The sequence below is a fragment of the Flavobacterium daemonense genome, from assembly GCF_007341385.1.
Classification (GTDB): domain Bacteria; phylum Bacteroidota; class Bacteroidia; order Flavobacteriales; family Flavobacteriaceae; genus Flavobacterium; species Flavobacterium daemonense.
Genome location: NZ_VJYD01000009.1, coordinates 129148 through 146973, shown reverse-complemented (window position 1 = coordinate 146973; position 17826 = coordinate 129148). Strand labels below are relative to the sequence as shown.

The following is a 17826-nucleotide window of genomic DNA, read 5'->3' as shown; positions in this document are numbered from 1 at the left end:
AGATTTGTTAATGGTTAATTAGTTTGTAATCAAGATAATAGTATCTACAATGCTTATTAATATTATCTAATTTTACGCCACCTAAAAATTAAAAAGAGTACAAAAATAATTATCGATACAGTAATTAATTTTAATAACTTTATTTGGTTTTGTAAACTCTGATAATTATTTGTAAGAACTATGAATTTGTTTTGGCTTCTAATTTGCCTCAACTTTGCTATATCCAATTCTAGTTGCAATAAAGCAATTTTAAAATAATTTTTTCCATTTAAGTCATTACAAGCCTCAGGAATATCGAGTGGTGGTGGTGGTGGCAAATTTGTGTAATTTATAGTGAAAGGTTTTGAAAAACTTCGTGAATTCCCACATGCACTAATGAAAAAAGCATTTTTGCTATTTTTTTTTGAATATAAAAGCCATATTTCCCCTTTGTTTGGATAAATGCTACAGTCGCTTATATAAGATTTAATTTTTCTTATAGTTTTTCCTTTAAAAACTTCTAATGTTTCTATTTCGAAAAATTTATCGTTGACACTAATAATTTTTCCTAGAAAAATAAAATCAGAATTTCGATATTCAGTTTCTTTAGAAATAGTTTTACAATCACAACAATATGAATTAATCGATATTATTGACAGTAGTAGTGTGAATAATTTCTTTATCATCTTCTATTTATATATTTATCATATTCAGTCATATATTTTTCTCGCATCCTTATAGGATTTTCACTTTTAATAGCAACTTCATTGTAGAAATAATACCACATTTTAATAACTTGATTATGTTTGAATGCATAAGTTGTTGCCTCCCAGTATTTACTATCTATTGTTGCTGTATATGCTCTGTAATGATTTTTATTACGATCTCCATAGCCCATATCTCCATGACCATATGCTTCATGAATTGTTAAAGCACGTATATTTGATTTTGTAACTTCAAAATCTGAAATGTCAAAATTTATATAATATTTTCCGTTTTTAAATTTTAGAAGAGCAGCGTTTGCTGTTGGATCTGGGTTAAATGTAAGTACAAAATCTGTTCTGTGTTTTATTGATCCATTATTAAATTGTATTCCATCTAAAGCATCATAATAAAAATTTGCATTCTGTTGCGCTCCTTTTTGCGTTTGGAAGGGTTTATATCCAGGCATTTCACCTCCAAAAGATCCTGAATTACTTAGATTAAAATCAGATGGTGAAGGAGAGTTTCCAATGCTTTTTCTGAAATGGGACGTAATATTGTCTCCAAACGATTTAATATTTCTAGTTACAAAATTTACGCCATCTTCAAAATTATTATAATTAATGTTTTTGTTAGCCCAATCTTTAATTCCCCAGCTATCCCAATTGGCACTTATTGTTTGAAAAATTGATACAGCAAAATTAGCCAACCCACTGTTTTGTCCATCTGTGTTGCCTCCCTTACCAGGTTCTGGTATAGCATTTCCACTTGGATCTGTATATTTTAAAGGATTATTCAAAACATATCCATACTGATTATAATTCTGTGTATTTGCAGGATTTTGGATGTAATCATCTACCTGTAAAAATCTATGAAGCATTGGGTCGTATAATCTTGCATTCATATTGATTAATCCAATATTTTGAAGATGCTCATGGCCTGTATAACCCCTCTCTAATACAGTTAAACCAGATAAAATATTTCCATTGCCATCTTGGACTTTCAAGATGCTTCCCCAAGCATCAAATAAACGTTCTTCAATTAATGCTCCAGCGGGATTCGTAATTGCTAGTATGCTTCCTTGATAATCTCTATGTAAATATAGATAATTTTCAGATGAATTATCTTTTTTAAAAACTATTGACGCATTGTAACCATCTCCTCCAATATAAGTGAAAAATTCTACATTCCCTGTTGTCCTATTTTCTTTTATTTCTACTGTGCCATCAGCAGAATAATGTTTACGGAAGGGACGAAGTTCGATATCATCTTGAGATCCACCATAAAACATTGTGCTGCGATTATTATCATCATTATATATAAAATTTATATAATCGATTAAATTTCCATCACGTCCTCTTTCTTTGATCCAAAATGGGCTTTTAAACGAGTTATAACTAATCTCTAAATCTAGTTTAGGAGCCGAATTAGTACCAGTACCTCTGTTCTGATAATATGCTAATGCTTGTGGACTTAAAGTAATGGAATTGTTTTGATATGTTTTTCCAAGAACTGTATAATCATATGTACCGATACTATTTTGTGTAATTTTGCCCTTTGCATCGTAACTTTGTGACTCTTGCTGACCTAGTGCGTTATTGTATGTCAATAATTGATCAGAAGGGTCATGGCCAAAAGTTTCGTTCCAATTAAATATATTATTAGTTCGATTGTTTAAATTTCCTCTTTTAGGCTCAAATGCAGTTGTCAAAGTCAAAATATTTGCCGGATTTGCTCCAGTTTTATCGAATTTAAATTGAGAGGCATATCCATATTGGTCATAGGTATTTGTTATTGCAATTCCGTTTCCTAAAGAAGCTCCAGTAAGTTGTTCCCTTTCATTTAGTGAATTGAGTTGCCATAAGACCTGTTGTGTAGTATTGTCTTTTATCTGATATAAAAAGCCATTCTGATAATAGTTCTTAATTACATTAGAACTGGTTTTTCCTGAAACAGATGCTGTCGTTGTTTCTGTATCTATTCTTCCTAAGGAATCAAATGTAAATTCTTTTACGAAAAGAGCATACGGTGTACTTTCCGTTGTTTTATATAATCTGTTATAATTGTCGTAATCATACAGAATTGTAGAAGTTTTCCCATTTTCAACTAGAGTACTGTTGGTTATTTGTCCAAATCCATTATATGAATATGTTGTTACACTGTTAGTATTTCCTGTAACAGTTTTTTCAATTGGTTTTCCATAATTATTGTAAGTAAAAGTAGTTGTTCCTTGTGAGTTTGTCTCTGTTTTTATTTGATTGAAAGAATCGTATGAATACGAGTAAGTCCCAGCTCCGGAATTAGACATTCCATTTTTATTACCCCATCCATCAATCGAAATTCCCACAGTTTCTCCCTGATAATTAGATTGCTTCAACTGACCATCAGCATAATAAGTGAAATCGATAGTCCCGCCAGGATCAGTTGTTTGAACTCGGTTTCCTAAGGCATCGATTGTAACGGTCGTTGTTTTGCCATCATCACTGCTTGTTATTGTTTGCCCAAGCGGATAAGAGAAAGTCTGAAATTTGTTAGTTGGAGACTTTATTTGAGTAGGACGCATTTGATAATCATAATCATATTCTGTCCATTGGTTAGGAGAAGAAAAATAAGGTTCACTTTCTTTTTTCATTTTTCCTAATCCATCATAAACTATTTGCTTAGAGATGGTAGACCCTGGAGCAAAACTGTTAGTTGAAGTAATCACAGGTCGATCTAGGGCATCATATTGAATTATAGTTTTTCGGTCTAAATTATCAGTAGCTGTTATAGTATATCCTCCGTTAGATAATTTGGCATATGTGTTCGTATTGACAAGAGGCGTTATTGAAGTATTCTGGGTAGTGGTAGTTAAAAGTTTTCCCCAATTATCATATGTATAAATATTCGTTACTCCTAATGGATCTGTTGATTGAGTAACTTGTCCTTGTGAATTATAAGTAAAATTAGAAATGAAATTCGGATGATCTGTTCGTTTTGCGACAAAGCGTTTACTGCTATCATATTCATTTGTGAATGTTCTCGCGGAAGCAGGATTTGGAGCGCTTGGAGCACTAATTGTTGTAGTTAATATATTACCTACTGAATCATATGTAAAATCTTGGAAAACAGCAAAAGTATTATTTCCATTATTTTCGATCCTGGTTAAATTTACTCCAGTATAAGTATAGATTTCGTTTGATGTTCGAGTATCTCCTCCTCCTGTATAAATTGTGTTCGAAAAAGTATTTTTCTTAGGTCGTCCAATAAAGTAATTTGCACCACTTCCTAGAGAATTATAATATTCTTTGTCAACGGTCTTAGTTCCTTGAAGAGTTGATCCACTGATGAAAGATTTAGTTTCAATTTTACTTTGCAAACCAAAATAATCAGTACTTTGCACAGTTCCATCATATGTAAAGGTCGTTTCTGTTCTAGTATCCCTAGAATGATCCGTATTAATTTGCTTGTCTAATAAGATGTTAAACAATTTTGAAGATGGATTAATATAAGTCAGAAAAGTACTTGTGCTAGTTGTTAATAAATCAGTTGGAGTAGTATCGAAAACTGTTGTTCCATTAGTACTCGTCCATGATATTGTGTTTATTCCTCTTAAGTTTGGATCGTTAAATTGAGTGTTCCAAATTTTGGTGTCTGAATAGGACAAATACCAATTACTTCTAGTTGTACGAGCAAATCCGACTGCCCCAAATTCAAAATTATGGATGTAACTTCTATATCTGAATTCTTGATATTTAGAAACGCCATTAATAGTCGTTGTTAATTGAGAGACAAAATAACTTTTATAATCACGAATAATATCAACATATGGATATGTTGCAACATTTTCCGATGAATAAAAATCACTTGAAGCATTGCCTAGCCCAGCATCAGTTGCTTCCATTGATTTATACTCGATATTATGAGTTATATTTCCACTTGCTTCTGATACTGTTATGAGCCTATTTTCGGTATTAACATTTTTATTGAACTGGTAATATTCAATTCTGTTATAATGACCTCGGACTAAAACAAGATCAGTGTCAATGCCCTTGTATTTATAATTTGCTCCTACAGCTATTGGTTTGTCAGGAGAAGTAGAAGTAAAAACACCAGAATCATATGCGAGCGAATATTTTACAGCACCAACGTAGTCAATATTATTAATAAAGCCGGTTACTTGCCATTGCGTATTATGATTTTGAGGATCAAAGAATGATGACGGGCTATAATATTTTCGCCAAACTCGAACTAAATCTGTTTTTCCGTCTTTATTAATATCCATTGCATAATATGTGCTGTAATGAATTTGAGTAGTATAAGGGTTGGGAACTTCCAAAGAAGTATTTGGGCGGTATTCTACGATATTGCAATACCCTTTTGTAAAATATTCACCACCAGAAGGATTTCCATTGCTGAAATAAATATACCATAGATCTTGTCCTGGTCCGCCTTCAGAATCGGGCAACATTATGTCGTTTTTTCCGTCCCCATTATAATCCCCAAAAAGAATCTGTTTGGTAGGAGAGTATTTGTCCAAATTCCCAGTGCCAATAATTTCTAAGGAAACCCATGGGGCACTGCTTAATTGTTGAAGAGATATGATTCTGTAATTTTTAGTGGTTTTATTAACTACCAAAATATCTGTTTTTCCGTCTCCATTAAAATCCGCTGTAAATTTATCCTCATATTCTTTACAGAACATAAGATCGGGCATATATACAAAATCTTTGGTATTGAGCGTAGTTGAACCATTAGGATCTAAATTTAAGTAATATGCTCCATTTGCACAGTTCCCAATACTTGAATATTGTAAAATGCAATTACAATTTAAAGCCTCTCCTCTTGGTCCAGTACATGGGCTGTCCATACCATAATGGTCAATTTGCGAATATTGAAATATTATAACCTCAGAAATGCCGTCACCATTAAAATCGCCTTCTAGATATTGATTGTTAAGATTAAGAGCCTCGGGATATTCATATGCTGATGTCGTGGTTCCTCGACTTTGTTCTTCTCCACCTCCGCCTCCCGTACTGCATTGAATATCATTGGAGACAACATTAGATATAGGGACTGTCTTGGCATATACTTGGTTTACAGAACCTCCTGTCAAATTGTAATATTTAAACGTCAATGAGTAAAGATCTACTTCTGCATTGACAATGGTGTTAAATTGATTCAATTTATTATTAGTCAATGTAGTTGCTGTAAATGATCTGTCAGATGAGGTATATACAGGCATTGTAATTGGTGCACTACCAGAACTTCCATTGAATAAATTGGTATACAATTGATTGTCAATAGTAAAGTCTAAACGACCATCTCCGTCAAAATCACCAGATATGTCATATTTGTCAAAATTGAGATTGTTTACATATACTTTTTCTGTCCTTTCCTGATTGACTGGACTAGAGGCATAAGTAAAAGTAACTGGGTTTGATTCTTCATTTTGCGCAGTGATTTCTTTGATACTAGATACCCTTTCATAACCTAACTGAGAATCTGTTGTATGTGAAAGTTTGTATGTACGATAAAGGCTATTGTTACTGTAAACATCTACACTTTCTAAAATATGCTGTGAAAAAACAGCAACACCTTTTACATATTCTCGTTCGAAACGTTTTGCATCTCTATATTTAAATTCAATTTTGTTTTGAGTAGAAATTCCAGCTGTTGTATTACCGCTAAAGTAAATAAATCTAAGATGAAGTTTCCCGTACGAATCATATGAATAATTTATAAAGTTACCGTTTGCATCTTCAGATCTTACAATATACCATGCATCTAAGGTAACAGAATCTTGTAGATTGCCTGAGCCTACAGATCCATACCAGCTTCGTGACCCATCTGGAGAAGTGACAATAAAATAACTTTTTGTTCCTTCGATAAATAATTCAATTTTTGTATTGCTCTTAAATTCGGTTTCATAAGTTGAGCCACTAGCCCAGTAGGTTCCTGATTTTAGTAGCAGCCGTTGACCATTCAATGCTAATTTATCGTTGTCGTCAAAATCTACTCCATCAATAAAGCCGTCTATGTCTTTTCTGGTTCCTATTCTACTTATTATAGAGATACTATTAATATTCCATCCTTGTCCAGCAATACCGCCCCTTTGGGCACTGTTGTAAGTCAAATTTATCGCTGGTGCAAATCCTTTTAAGCTTGGAGGAATAACTATTGGCAAATTATATGTTGCTGCACCTGATGTCGTAATTTGTAATTCACCTTTTGTATCAGTAAAGTTTTGTGAAAAAACAAAAGAAGTAAATAAAAATGCAATGAAAAAGTAGAGTTGTTTCATAAGATTTTATTGTTTAATTATTTTGATTGTTTTTTGCTCGTCTTTTAGATAGTTTAGAGTCAAGATATAAACACCTACAGGATATTCCTGAAAAGAAATGAGTAGGTTATCCGTTGTTGATGTTTTGGAGAAAGTTTTTAAAACTTGTCCATTTATTCCATAAACTGTTATTGATGTGACTTTATCATCATCGATCAATTTCCATTTAAGATACAGTTCTTCTTTAACTGGGTTTGGGTAGTAAGAAATTACATCGCCAGGAAAAAAAGTTTCTAAATCTGCTTCTGAGGGGACATCTATATTTTTAGCAGGTTTTGCTGAGCACCCGCTTAAACATAAGGTTCTAAAGGTCTGATTGCCCTTCTGATCATAAGTAAAAGTGATTTTTTGTTGAGCATTTGCAAAGAAGGCAAATCCCAAAAGGAGAAAACAGAGAAAATTCTTCATATGAAATCTTGTTAAACAATTGTTAATTCATTACAAATAAATAAAAAATTTAAATGTAATATTATACCTATGTAATTTTTATTAAATCTTCAATTTCATCGATAAAATGTATGATTTTATCGATGAAACTATTTTTCATGATTATGTAAATTACAAATTGTTAAAATATTAACATATTTTTTTGTAAGTGTTTTTTACTTTTTTTTTAAAATCAATGTGTATCTATGCAAGAAAAAAAGATCCAGTAATATTTTCTACAAATTATTTGAAATATAAAATTTGTAGAATATCAATAATTTAATTTTTGTAAAGTATTATGTTTATGATAACTAAACAGGACTCGAACCAAGTTCTGTTGAAATTACTGAGGTGCAGTGTTTCCGATAAATGAAAGTTTAATTTATCGAACCAAAAAAAGCCAGAGAAATCTAGATTTCTCTGGCTTTTAAAATTATTAGTAGCCCTAACGGGACAATTCTCGAACCATTTTGTTAGTGATTTAACAAAATTGAATAAGATTTAAATTTTCTGTTTGTATTGAAAATATTACTTCGCTCTATCTATATAGACTAGTACTGTAATTTAATATATTAAGAAAAGCAATTTGTACATTTCGTTTTATGCCCAAAAAGGAATATATTTTTTATATTTTCTAGAATTGCTGGAAGGGTCGTCATCTTTTATTAAATCTTCATTTATAGTATCTTTTATAATTCTTGATGCTATAGCAGAATTTTGTTCTTCAATTTGGAAACGCTCTCTTAGGCTTTGGTTAGTCATTATGTCATTTGATACGTAGCGTAAACAGGCATGCTGGTAGCAAGCTCTTACCTTGTCTTTTTTGTCTAAATGATTAAGTTCCTTATAACTGAACATTGTAATTCTAGTTCTTTTTTCTGAAACAATAAAATCTACAGCGGGTAACTGATACATTTCATTGTAAAAAATTACTTTATCAATTCCGCTTCCTTTTTCTTCACATATTCCAAATCTTCTTAATATATCCGCTAATTTTTCATTTCGAGATATATATTCATCAATAAAACGTTGGGGAGTTATTAGCGGTAAACCAGGATTTGAAATTTCAATTCTATCCGAAAATATTTCTATCATAGGAAATCCTTTTTCATTAAAGTCCTGATGAATGAGAGCATTAGCAACTAGTTCTCTTATTGCAATTTCAGGGTACATTTTTGTTTCTTTTCTGAAAGCTTTACCTATTTCCTCATTTGCGGGTAATTGCCCGTTTATCCAATCAATTAATCCATCAAAACCAACTGCATATCCTCTTTTCCCTATTTGTTCTCTTATGGTTTCAACTTTGTTTTTCCCTTTATATACAATTACTCGAACAGCTTTCCTACCTATTTCATCAAATTCTTCTAAGTTTTTAGCTAATAATATTGCACCTAATTTGGTAATATCGTAGTTATCTTTGTTCTTTTTTATTAACTTTTCTGAAATAAATTTTTCAATTACTCCATCTTGTGTATTTGGATAAGGCAATTTTAATAATTCGAAATAGGTTTGAGAATTAAGCAAACTAATTATTTCAGAAGAAGTTACATTTGCCTTAGCTATAAGATTTTCCAATGGCTTATCTGGGGCTTTCCGCCAAATTTTCCCTTCCTTTTCTGGAAATTCACTTAATTTTCTTGTGTAACTAGCTATTCTGATATATGAAACATGCAGAAAATCAACAGGTCGATTGTCTGCACATGGAATTATTATCATTGAAATACGAATTCCATCTTCATATTCAAATTCATACATTCTAAAATCAATTTTAGGGGCGAGCCTATTAATTAGCCAACTTTCTAGATCTTCGCCACCTTTTTTATGTGATTTTATTTTGAAACTTGTGCCTGTAACTTTATGAGTTTTATCTTCTACACCAAAAATTAAATAACCATAAGGTTGATTGTGCAAACAAGCTCCATTTGACAATGCGGATATACGTTCGCCTATTTCTTCAGCTGAATGATAATTTAATTTGAATTCAACCCATTCACTTTCGTTAGGTTGTTTAATCAAATCGTTTACTATATTTATTAACTTTTTTAACTCCATAATCAAATAACCATCAAATAAGAATAGCCTGTGTTTACTGGGCTTTGTTGTAAAAATACGTCAATTCATCAAATAAGGATCAAATAAGATTCATTTTTTACATCCAATTGTTAATAACTTTTTATTGTATTTTTGGAATAATTTTTTTAATAATATTAAACCAAATTCAAACTTTGTCATTTTCTTCCATAATCCTCTAAGTTAAAATTATGGAACAACAATCTAGAAAAAAATGTCTATCAGGAATGCCGATTATTTTAATCATAATTCCAAAAAATGAAAATTTCGTTTGACAGCTTTTAAGCATCTACTATTTTTATCAAGCCAATTAATTTACGACAATATTAATCATCATTAATTAGAGATCAAAATTGGAATGTGTCATAATTAATTCTTTCTTTATTTATTATTCTATTTCGTTCAATAACAAAATTCTTAACTACAGTATCATATATATGCTGATAATCGCTTCCCTCTAGTTTAGAAATTTCTGTTGCTTTTTTTATTCCCATTTGATTATAAGAAGTTCCTAATCTAAGAGCCTTTTTATTCGAAAGTGAGAAAATATATCTATCATGAAACGGAGAGGTAGAATCAGATTTGGAAGCAAAAATGAACTCACTAATAGGGAAATTTTCCGAAGACAATTGTTTCCATTTACCTAATGTTTCACTTTTCTCCAAGATCTTATTTCCTAATATTGACAATTCAACATCATTATTAATCGACGCAATTAATTTTATTAGTTCAAGATCTTCATAATCGAAATATGAATCAATAATTACTATTTTATTTTCTGAATCATTTAAAATCCAATTTTTAATAAATGTCTTTGCTTTATCACGTTCTCCAATTTCAACACTTAAATTACTACTTTCATCAATGACATTAAATGTCACATCACTTTTTTCTTTAAAGTTATACATATGCAATCTTTTTAGAAAGTCAAAATTTTCAAAAGTAGATTTTAAATTTTCAATTAGTAATTCTTTAATCTTTTCCTCTTCACCTTTAGGATAAACTTTCTTTGCAATATTTTCTAAATAGTATATGTAAATGATGATCGACTTATCAATTGGGATACTATGGGATACATCAAGAAATTTATTAATATCGCCTATTTTTTTTGGGAACAATTTACCAGAGTTTAAAAGCATTAAAGAGTTGTATATTGCATATAACATATTATGTTGATTTTCCTTTTCCTTTTCTTCAACGGTCTGATTATTTTTTATTTTTTTTAATAATTCTAATCTAGCGTGATGTTTTTTTACAAGATCTTTATTGTCAATTTTGTCTACACAATCTACTGATTCAATTAACTCGTTGCATAGTTTTTCGTCTATTTTATGAATTGTATCTATCAGATTTCTTTGATACTTATATACCTCATATTTATCGTCTAAATTATTTGAGATTGTTAAGGCAGACTTTACTATTCGACTCCATGCAGAATTATTGGTAGCATACATTGTTTCCGAGATTTCATTTATCCTTTCAATATATTCGAAAGTAACTTTTAAGGACTGTAAATCAGCTATAATCTCATCAAATAACCTTTTTTTCTCTGCAATTTTAGAACTTTGAAGGTTTTTAAGAATGATTGATTTAATAAATATTCTATCTGATAGATTAGGGATATTTAGACAATCTTGATAAATGCCGTCAATTTTTTGATAATCCTTTTTAATTCTAATTAATTGTAAACTGCTTATTAATTTATATCCTTGATGTTGTACATTTAATTGTTCAGGCAATTTTGAATCAATGATTATTTCCAATTCACTCACAACATAGTTTATCTGAGCTTTAGATAAATTGGTTTCTCTGTGTGCCATCTGATCACTTATCCTTTCAATAATTTTATAAATATTCAAATCTCTTTCAATATTTCTAAGAACAGAAATACATTTAGATAAATTATTATATGTGAAACCTGATATAGCGACTTTGTCTTCATAGATCTTATATGGATTATTTCCATCCAAATAAAAAAGCGCAATCTTGTAAAAAGCTTCATTCTTAAAATGATAAGAAAATTTGCCAATAATTTTCTTGGCATAATCCTCATTATTTATAAAAATAAAAATTACAATATTAGTGTCTTCTAAATTAATTTTATCATTATTTAAGAGTGGATAGATGTTTTTATCTAACAATTTGCTACTTAAATCACTGAGATTATGCATATGAAAAACAAAACCTAATTTTGAAAAATAATCTAGCCTAGCTAGATCGGAAGGAATTTTATTTATGGCTATAATTATATTTTCAATAAAAGGCTCAATGTCTACTTTTTTACCAATTAAACAATCTATGGAAAAAATTAAATATTCCAAATTATAATGATAACTCTTGCAGTAAAGTTCAGAATAAAATACATCTTTATCTTTAATATTTTTTATGTTACTATATATTTCAGTAGTAAAGTGAATATCGAACTCTGCTAACTCTGCACAAATCGTATTGACTATTTCATACCTAGTCCAATCTTGCGAAAAAGTATTAATTAAGATTTTTAATCTATCTTTTGTACTTATGAAATCTTTTCTATTAGTATTAATATTTTTTTTAAAGATCTTGAATAATAGGATATTTAGAAAAACAAGTGATCCATCTGCATTTATTTCCTTTTCAATTGAAAAATATATTTCTTTGATTTTTATTAAGTAGTAATTTTTTAATGAATCTTCTTCTGAAAATTTTTCAAAAATTAAAGATACTGCCCAACATTTAAAATATACCTCATTAAACAAATTTAGGTAAGAAATAATATTGTCTATATTTATATACTTAATGTCAACATTATCAATATTGTTTTCAATGGCTGTCAATAGACAAAAATCTCTACTGTTTGAATTATTTAATCTTTTAGAAATTTCAACAGCAAAATTTAAATCAACTAAACTGATATTCTTAATAACATTGCTAAATACAGATTGTTGATTTGCTGTACATTGCAGTAATGAATCTATGGTTTTACGTAGGGAATTGTGATTTTTAGATTTCAAGTCTTTCAAAATTGAGCTATTGCAATCATGAAGAGATTTGTAAACTAAAGATAAACTTTCAGCTTTTATTAATAAATCTTCCTCCAACTCAATTTCATTTATAATTTCTTCTAAAATTGTAAATGATTTATCGGGAGCTTCAGAAAGTTTAATATTAAAAATATTAATTTTATATCTTATTTTATTAATAAATAATCCTTTATCGACAATCAACTGGTCGATTGAGTTTAATTTTTTTAGTAGATTTTTTTTATCATCTATACTTTTTACTAGAGTTATTTTTGAAGATAGTAGAATTAGTATTTCTAAGTTTATCAAATTATTTACATTTGTTGATAAAAGAATATCGAAAGTTTTATCGATAAGTTTTTCTAATCCTTCGGTAACGTCCTTAATGTTTTCTAAATATAATCTTGTTAGCTTTATTTTCTCAATAGAATCATCAATTTTATCAATCTCATTCAAAATTTTATCTAATGAAAAGCTACCTAAAATAAAAGATAACGCACGGTTTAACTTTCTAGATTTTCCGTTATTGAATTTTTCAAGTTTTTCATTCGCAGATTCTTTTTTCTCATTGTCAACTTCATTATTTAGGGACATTATAGAAAGTTTAGCTACGATCAAGTCATTAATATTTGAACTATCAATTTCTTTACTGTCAAGAATTTTTAAAGCCATTGAAGGATCAATATATAACAGATCAGAAATAATATCATAAATGACATCTCCACTATTTGAAAAATCACTTTTATCAAATAGCTCTCCAATGTCAGAAAGTAAAGTTTCTTCAATAATATTATTGTCTAATTTTTGTTTCTTTGCAATTAGACAGTATAATTTTAACCTTTCAACATTGATAACTGACTTATTTGCTATATTTAATGCACCATCGTAATCTTTGAAAGCTAGCTTAGTCGTAACATCTGATACTAATTCAAGATTATTTTGTAAATAATTAAAATAACTACCTTTAAATGATAAGTGAACAAGATTGTTTTGCAGTTTTAATTGATTTGATGCATTATTTCCAATATTAATTATTGAGTTAATTTTATTTAAATTACCAGTATGTCTAAATGAATTGATCAGTAGTTCATCAGTCATTTCAGAATTTATATCTGTCCATCTTTTTCTATCAAAAAGTAATTTAATTAATTCTATTTTTTTATCCAGATCAGCTGTCTTGTTTAATAATTTTATCAAACCATTTTCAACCCACTCTAAATTATTTTTAAACTTTTCGGCAATAGCATTTTTATATGAATCTGAAATAAATCTCAAGTTGCTATCGTCATAAAAAATAAAATCAATTTCTGAAATTATAGCAGATATTTCTTCTTTATTAATATCCATTATAAATGAAATATCCTCTAGAGTTAGCTTATTTGGGCTTAATGACAATAAAGACAAGATTTTAGCATTAATGTTATCAGATAGATCAATTTTTTCTAACTCAATATTTATCCACTCTTTATAATTTTCCGATTCCATAATCTTTGATAATGAAATATTTTTATCCAATTGTCTTTTTATTAAAAACAATCTAGAAGGAAGGCCTTTTGTGATTTTAAATATATCATCCTCCTGACTTTTACTAATTTCAGATAAATTCAGGTAATATTTAATATCATTAATTGAAATCCCAACAACCTTAATACTTGTTAGAAGAGTAATTTTACTAAAACTTTTGATTTCTTTTTTAAAAACTTTATCATCGGCTGTGATTATATAACGAAATTCTGTCTGCCCTAAAAATAATAGTTCTTCTATCTCTTTCATTAAGCTGATGGAGTCACTTAATCCATCAAGCACAAAATAAATTTTCTTTCCTTTAAAATTCCTTCTTAATTTAGTAAGTAAAGTTCGATAACGATCAACATTTAATTCGTCATTTTCACTTTCTCCAAGTTTAAAAGATACTTGATTTATTATGTTTTCTAAAAAATAATTCACCGAATAGTCCATCTTATTGTGAGGATTAAAAAAAACTGAAAAAGTAATTTCATCATATTTTTTCACAAACTCTTGACAGATAATTGTTTTTCCAGAACCTTCTTCACCTTTTAAAAAAACTACCTGATTTTCATTCAATAATTCCTCTAGCTCTGTAATATATTGTATCCTGTCAATACTAGGAATAATATTATAATTAAAACCCATTGAGAAATCGTAAGTATGTAATATTTTTGCTTCTAGAGACATTTGAGTTTATTTATTTATTAGAAAGAAATTTCGTAAATATAAAGAATAAAATTACCTTTAATACGTTTTGTAATACTTTGTAGCGTTCCTAAAGCCAGTAATGAATGTTTGAAACTATTTTTTGTTAAATCTTAATTTTAAATACAATTCTGAAATTCATAAATAGTTTTATTATCAGTTTTTTGAAATTCTTTTAGCAAGTACTTTTGGCTATATCGTAATTTTTTTGTGTTAGCGAATATAGAATTACTTTATCAAGTTAAATTAAAAATATTTGGTAAATATTTTAATCAGGTATTTTTACGTAGTATAAATTTTACGGTACTGTGTTTTCTTTAATAGTTGTTAACTATTAAAGAAGTTTTTAATCTCTTATCCTTTCAGTTTCTCCACAGCCGAGTTCCGAGGCAATAGGTGGCAAGATATCGGTTGTGATACAACCGGACATCTTGCAGATTGCAGGAACGTGGCAATCTTGGAGACTCTTAAAGGATGAAAACTAATTTAAATACAATATTTTAAATCAGATCAGTAAAGATTATTTTAGATGTAATGCTTTATTAATTGATCAGTTGAGAGGTTAATTTTTTGTTCCGATAAATATATTTTCAAAAGAAAAAGGAGAAAAAGAAAGCAGTTTTAAAATGGGATTTTGGTGAAGTAAGTGCTATAAGTCCCGAAGGGTGGCAGGACGAGGAACGAGGAGTGTCATTATGCGCACTTACTTTATCAAAATATCATAATTTGGCTTACTTTTTATTCTTTTTTGAAGTGTTTTAAACTGTTTCTTTTTTAATATAAAACCTATCCGAAAAATAAAATAAAGAAAAGAAAGTAACGTAGTGTTGAACAGCTTGCTCCGCTGTAATCTTTAAAATTTTGGGTGTTTATCTGAAGGTTTTTTGGATGAATTAGTAACTTAAATTTGGTCTGAAATTTTATTTATGTGAAGCACTAAGTAAAGTAATTGTATCGCTGAGATTGTTTAATGAGATATATTCCAATACAAAATTTTCCGCTTCTATTTTATAGTCAGAAGAAGTTGAAAAAGAGTTCAAATAAAAGTCTTCATTTTCATCTGCAATATGAATAATTTCAGTGTATCCTTTAGTAATCAAATTACCTTTTAGTTTTAATATTTTAAGTTCGTTGTCCCTGTTAATTTCTTTTTTTACTCGAAGTTTTATAGTCTTATCCATAGTATTGTTTTTTGTAATGGTTTGAAGAATATAGTAAAACAAAAAAGAGACTCAATTTGAGTCTCTTACTTGGAATTAATATATCTTTTATAAAGGTTATTTATCCTTTAGCAATTTTTCCAAATATTCAACTTTATCTTTCTCAGCTTGAACTAAACGTTCGTATAACTCGACCACTTTATCAAGTGGGTTAAATGTGCAGTTATGATTTACAGTTGGTCCACTATTAATAACAGATCCTTCAAAATTATTCTGAATATTATTTAGAACTGTTTCATCACTATAATTTTTAATAGCTTCAGCAGAAACACCCAAAACTTCAGCTATAGCTTGAAGTTTTTCTTCATCAACTACTTCACTTGCTTCAATATTAGAAACAGACTGCTGACTAACTCCAATAGCTATTGCAAGGGCTTCTTGTTTCATTCCTCTAAGCTCTCTAATTCGGCTTATATTTCTTCCAATATGTTTTGGTTTCGTAGCTGTGTTCATAGTTCAAAGATATTTAAAATTCTTTTAAATTTTCTGTATTGGTAAAATACAAGCGTCAATTTGTTTGATACAATTTCGATTAGTTCGGTACGGTACAATCAATTGCTTACTTGCTGTGTATTAAACAAAAATACAACTTTTCAGACAAGTATTAATTAAAAAAAGTAAAATTATGAAAACAATCGACAGCACAGGATTACAATTAATCAGCAACATTATCATTGATAAAATCTCAACAAGCGGTATTTATTGCTTTGGGGAGAAAAAGAAAACTCAGGCTGTTCAGAATCCTTTTCAGGAATCTTTATCCAAACAGAAAGAGCATACTCATTTTTATTTATTGGTCATTACTAATGAAATCATAGAAAATGCTTCATGTGATATTGCCGATGCAATCAAGACTAAAACAGACAATCGCTACACAGTTACTTTATTGCTTCATAAAGCTACGTCAGTCAGATTTTTAGCACCTCATAAAATGTTTTTCTTTCATGAAGTATTGACCAAAAGCCAGATTGTATATGAACATGTGAATGTTCCTCCGAATATTGCTTTTGACGAAATACCTATACGTAATTTTGAATCTGTACGCTCCTATTGGAACAATAGAAAAAGAATTGCTGAGGTTTATCTTGAAAGCGAAAATCAGATTGACGGAAATGATGCTGAAATTATTCAGGAAGCAATGATGCATACTGCTGTTGAACAGCTGTGTCTGGGCTTGATTGATATTTTTCTTGGATATAATCCCAATCATTTTTCTATTGCATATTTATTTGACCTGTGTGAGATCTTCACAGATCTGACTTCTGAGATATTTCCTCGAAATACACAGGAGGATAAAAAACTGTTTGATCTTATAAAAATGCATCCAAGCAAACTTCGTTGGACTAAATTGAAAAGCATAAATTTTCTGAATACGGAATTATTGCAGAAAAGATGTAATCTCTTTCAACAGAATGCAATTGAACTGGCAGAGACAGAACTTAACCGTCTGGAAAGTCTAAAACTTAGAAACTAGAGTCATGGAAATTGAAGAAAAAGACTCGCACAGAGATTTTGTCAGCCTCATGAACAAAATTGATTTTTTCACAAAGTTGAAAACGGATCAGGAAAAGGAGAATTCATTTGTTTTGGAAGTAAAAGTTTCAGGTTATAATGAACTGAGCATAATGATTGCAGATCTGCTTAAAGTAAGTATACTGGCTTTAGAAAGCGATCCTCCATATGTTTCAGAGCTGATACGGAATCCACAGATAAATGTATTGGGAATATTGGAATTAGCACTTCAGTTAATGCCACAGAGAGAATTTGAATTATTTGATGAACTGCATCAGTTTTATATAAGTCAAAAACCTGACTCAATTAAAGAGAGTTGATCATTGAGAAAATCAAGCTCTTTGATGAGTATATTTTACTTATGATTGCCATTGATTTA

At 29.4% G+C, this 17826-nt stretch carries 9 protein-coding genes; 2 read left to right on the top strand and 7 right to left on the bottom strand.

Annotated features, from left to right (window positions below; genetic code table 11):
- Nucleotides 1–62: 62 nt before the first annotated feature.
- The 7 genes from FND99_RS13160 to FND99_RS13130 form a co-directional block, all read right to left on the bottom strand.
- A complete protein-coding gene (locus FND99_RS13160; RefSeq protein WP_144338412.1) occupies nt 63–665 on the bottom strand; it encodes a hypothetical protein in 603 nt (200 codons plus the stop codon).
- A complete protein-coding gene (locus FND99_RS13155) occupies nt 662–6964 on the bottom strand; it encodes an RHS repeat-associated core domain-containing protein (protein WP_144338411.1) in 6303 nt (2100 codons plus the stop codon). Before FND99_RS13155 ends, FND99_RS13160 begins: the two co-directional genes overlap by 4 nt.
- Nucleotides 6965–6970: 6 nt before the next feature.
- Entirely contained in the window at nt 6971–7411 is a 441-nt protein-coding gene (locus tag FND99_RS13150) for a T9SS type A sorting domain-containing protein (protein WP_144338410.1), read from the bottom strand.
- Nucleotides 7412–8029: 618 nt separating this feature from the next.
- Nucleotides 8030–9481 (bottom strand): ATP-binding protein, encoded by a 1452-nt coding sequence (locus FND99_RS13145; protein ID WP_144338409.1) that lies wholly within the window; start codon nt 9479–9481, stop codon nt 8030–8032.
- Between the two features lie 365 nt (nt 9482–9846).
- Entirely contained in the window at nt 9847–14697 is a 4851-nt protein-coding gene (locus FND99_RS13140) for an NB-ARC domain-containing protein (RefSeq protein WP_144338408.1), read from the bottom strand.
- 938 nt (nt 14698–15635) lie between these two features.
- Complete coding sequence (locus FND99_RS13135; protein ID WP_144338407.1) at nt 15636–15896, bottom strand: hypothetical protein; 261 nt, start codon at nt 15894–15896, stop codon at nt 15636–15638.
- Nucleotides 15897–15992: 96 nt separating this feature from the next.
- Nucleotides 15993–16388 (bottom strand): helix-turn-helix domain-containing protein, encoded by a 396-nt coding sequence (locus tag FND99_RS13130; protein WP_144338406.1) that lies wholly within the window; start codon nt 16386–16388, stop codon nt 15993–15995.
- A gap of 172 nt (nt 16389–16560) precedes the next feature.
- Here FND99_RS13130 and FND99_RS13125 point away from each other — a divergent pair, with 172 nt between their 5' ends.
- Nucleotides 16561–17409: a hypothetical protein gene (locus FND99_RS13125; RefSeq protein WP_144338405.1), complete on the top strand. Its 849-nt coding sequence runs from the start codon at nt 16561–16563 to the stop codon at nt 17407–17409.
- Nucleotides 17410–17413: 4 nt separating this feature from the next.
- Nucleotides 17414–17767 carry a hypothetical protein gene (locus FND99_RS13120; RefSeq protein ID WP_144338404.1) on the top strand — a complete coding sequence of 118 codons (354 nt, stop codon included), beginning with the start codon at nt 17414–17416 and terminating at the stop codon, nt 17765–17767.
- The last annotated feature ends 59 nt before the right edge of the window (nt 17768–17826 follow it).

What these genes read in the sequence shown, in the direction of transcription:
- FND99_RS13145 (WP_144338409.1), bottom strand. Translation starts at nt 9,481, where the DNA reads ATGGAGTTAAAAAAGTTAATAAATATAGTAAACGATTTGATTAAACAA.
- FND99_RS13130 (WP_144338406.1), bottom strand. Translation starts at nt 16,388, where the DNA reads ATGAACACAGCTACGAAACCAAAACATATTGGAAGAAATATAAGCCGA.
- FND99_RS13160 (WP_144338412.1), bottom strand. Translation starts at nt 665, where the DNA reads ATGATAAAGAAATTATTCACACTACTACTGTCAATAATATCGATTAAT.
- FND99_RS13120 (WP_144338404.1), top strand. Translation starts at nt 17,414, where the DNA reads ATGGAAATTGAAGAAAAAGACTCGCACAGAGATTTTGTCAGCCTCATG.
- FND99_RS13150 (WP_144338410.1), bottom strand. Translation starts at nt 7,411, where the DNA reads ATGAAGAATTTTCTCTGTTTTCTCCTTTTGGGATTTGCCTTCTTTGCA.
- FND99_RS13155 (WP_144338411.1), bottom strand. Translation starts at nt 6,964, where the DNA reads ATGAAACAACTCTACTTTTTCATTGCATTTTTATTTACTTCTTTTGTT.
- FND99_RS13135 (WP_144338407.1), bottom strand. Translation starts at nt 15,896, where the DNA reads ATGGATAAGACTATAAAACTTCGAGTAAAAAAAGAAATTAACAGGGAC.
- FND99_RS13140 (WP_144338408.1), bottom strand. Translation starts at nt 14,697, where the DNA reads ATGTCTCTAGAAGCAAAAATATTACATACTTACGATTTCTCAATGGGT.
- FND99_RS13125 (WP_144338405.1), top strand. Translation starts at nt 16,561, where the DNA reads ATGAAAACAATCGACAGCACAGGATTACAATTAATCAGCAACATTATC.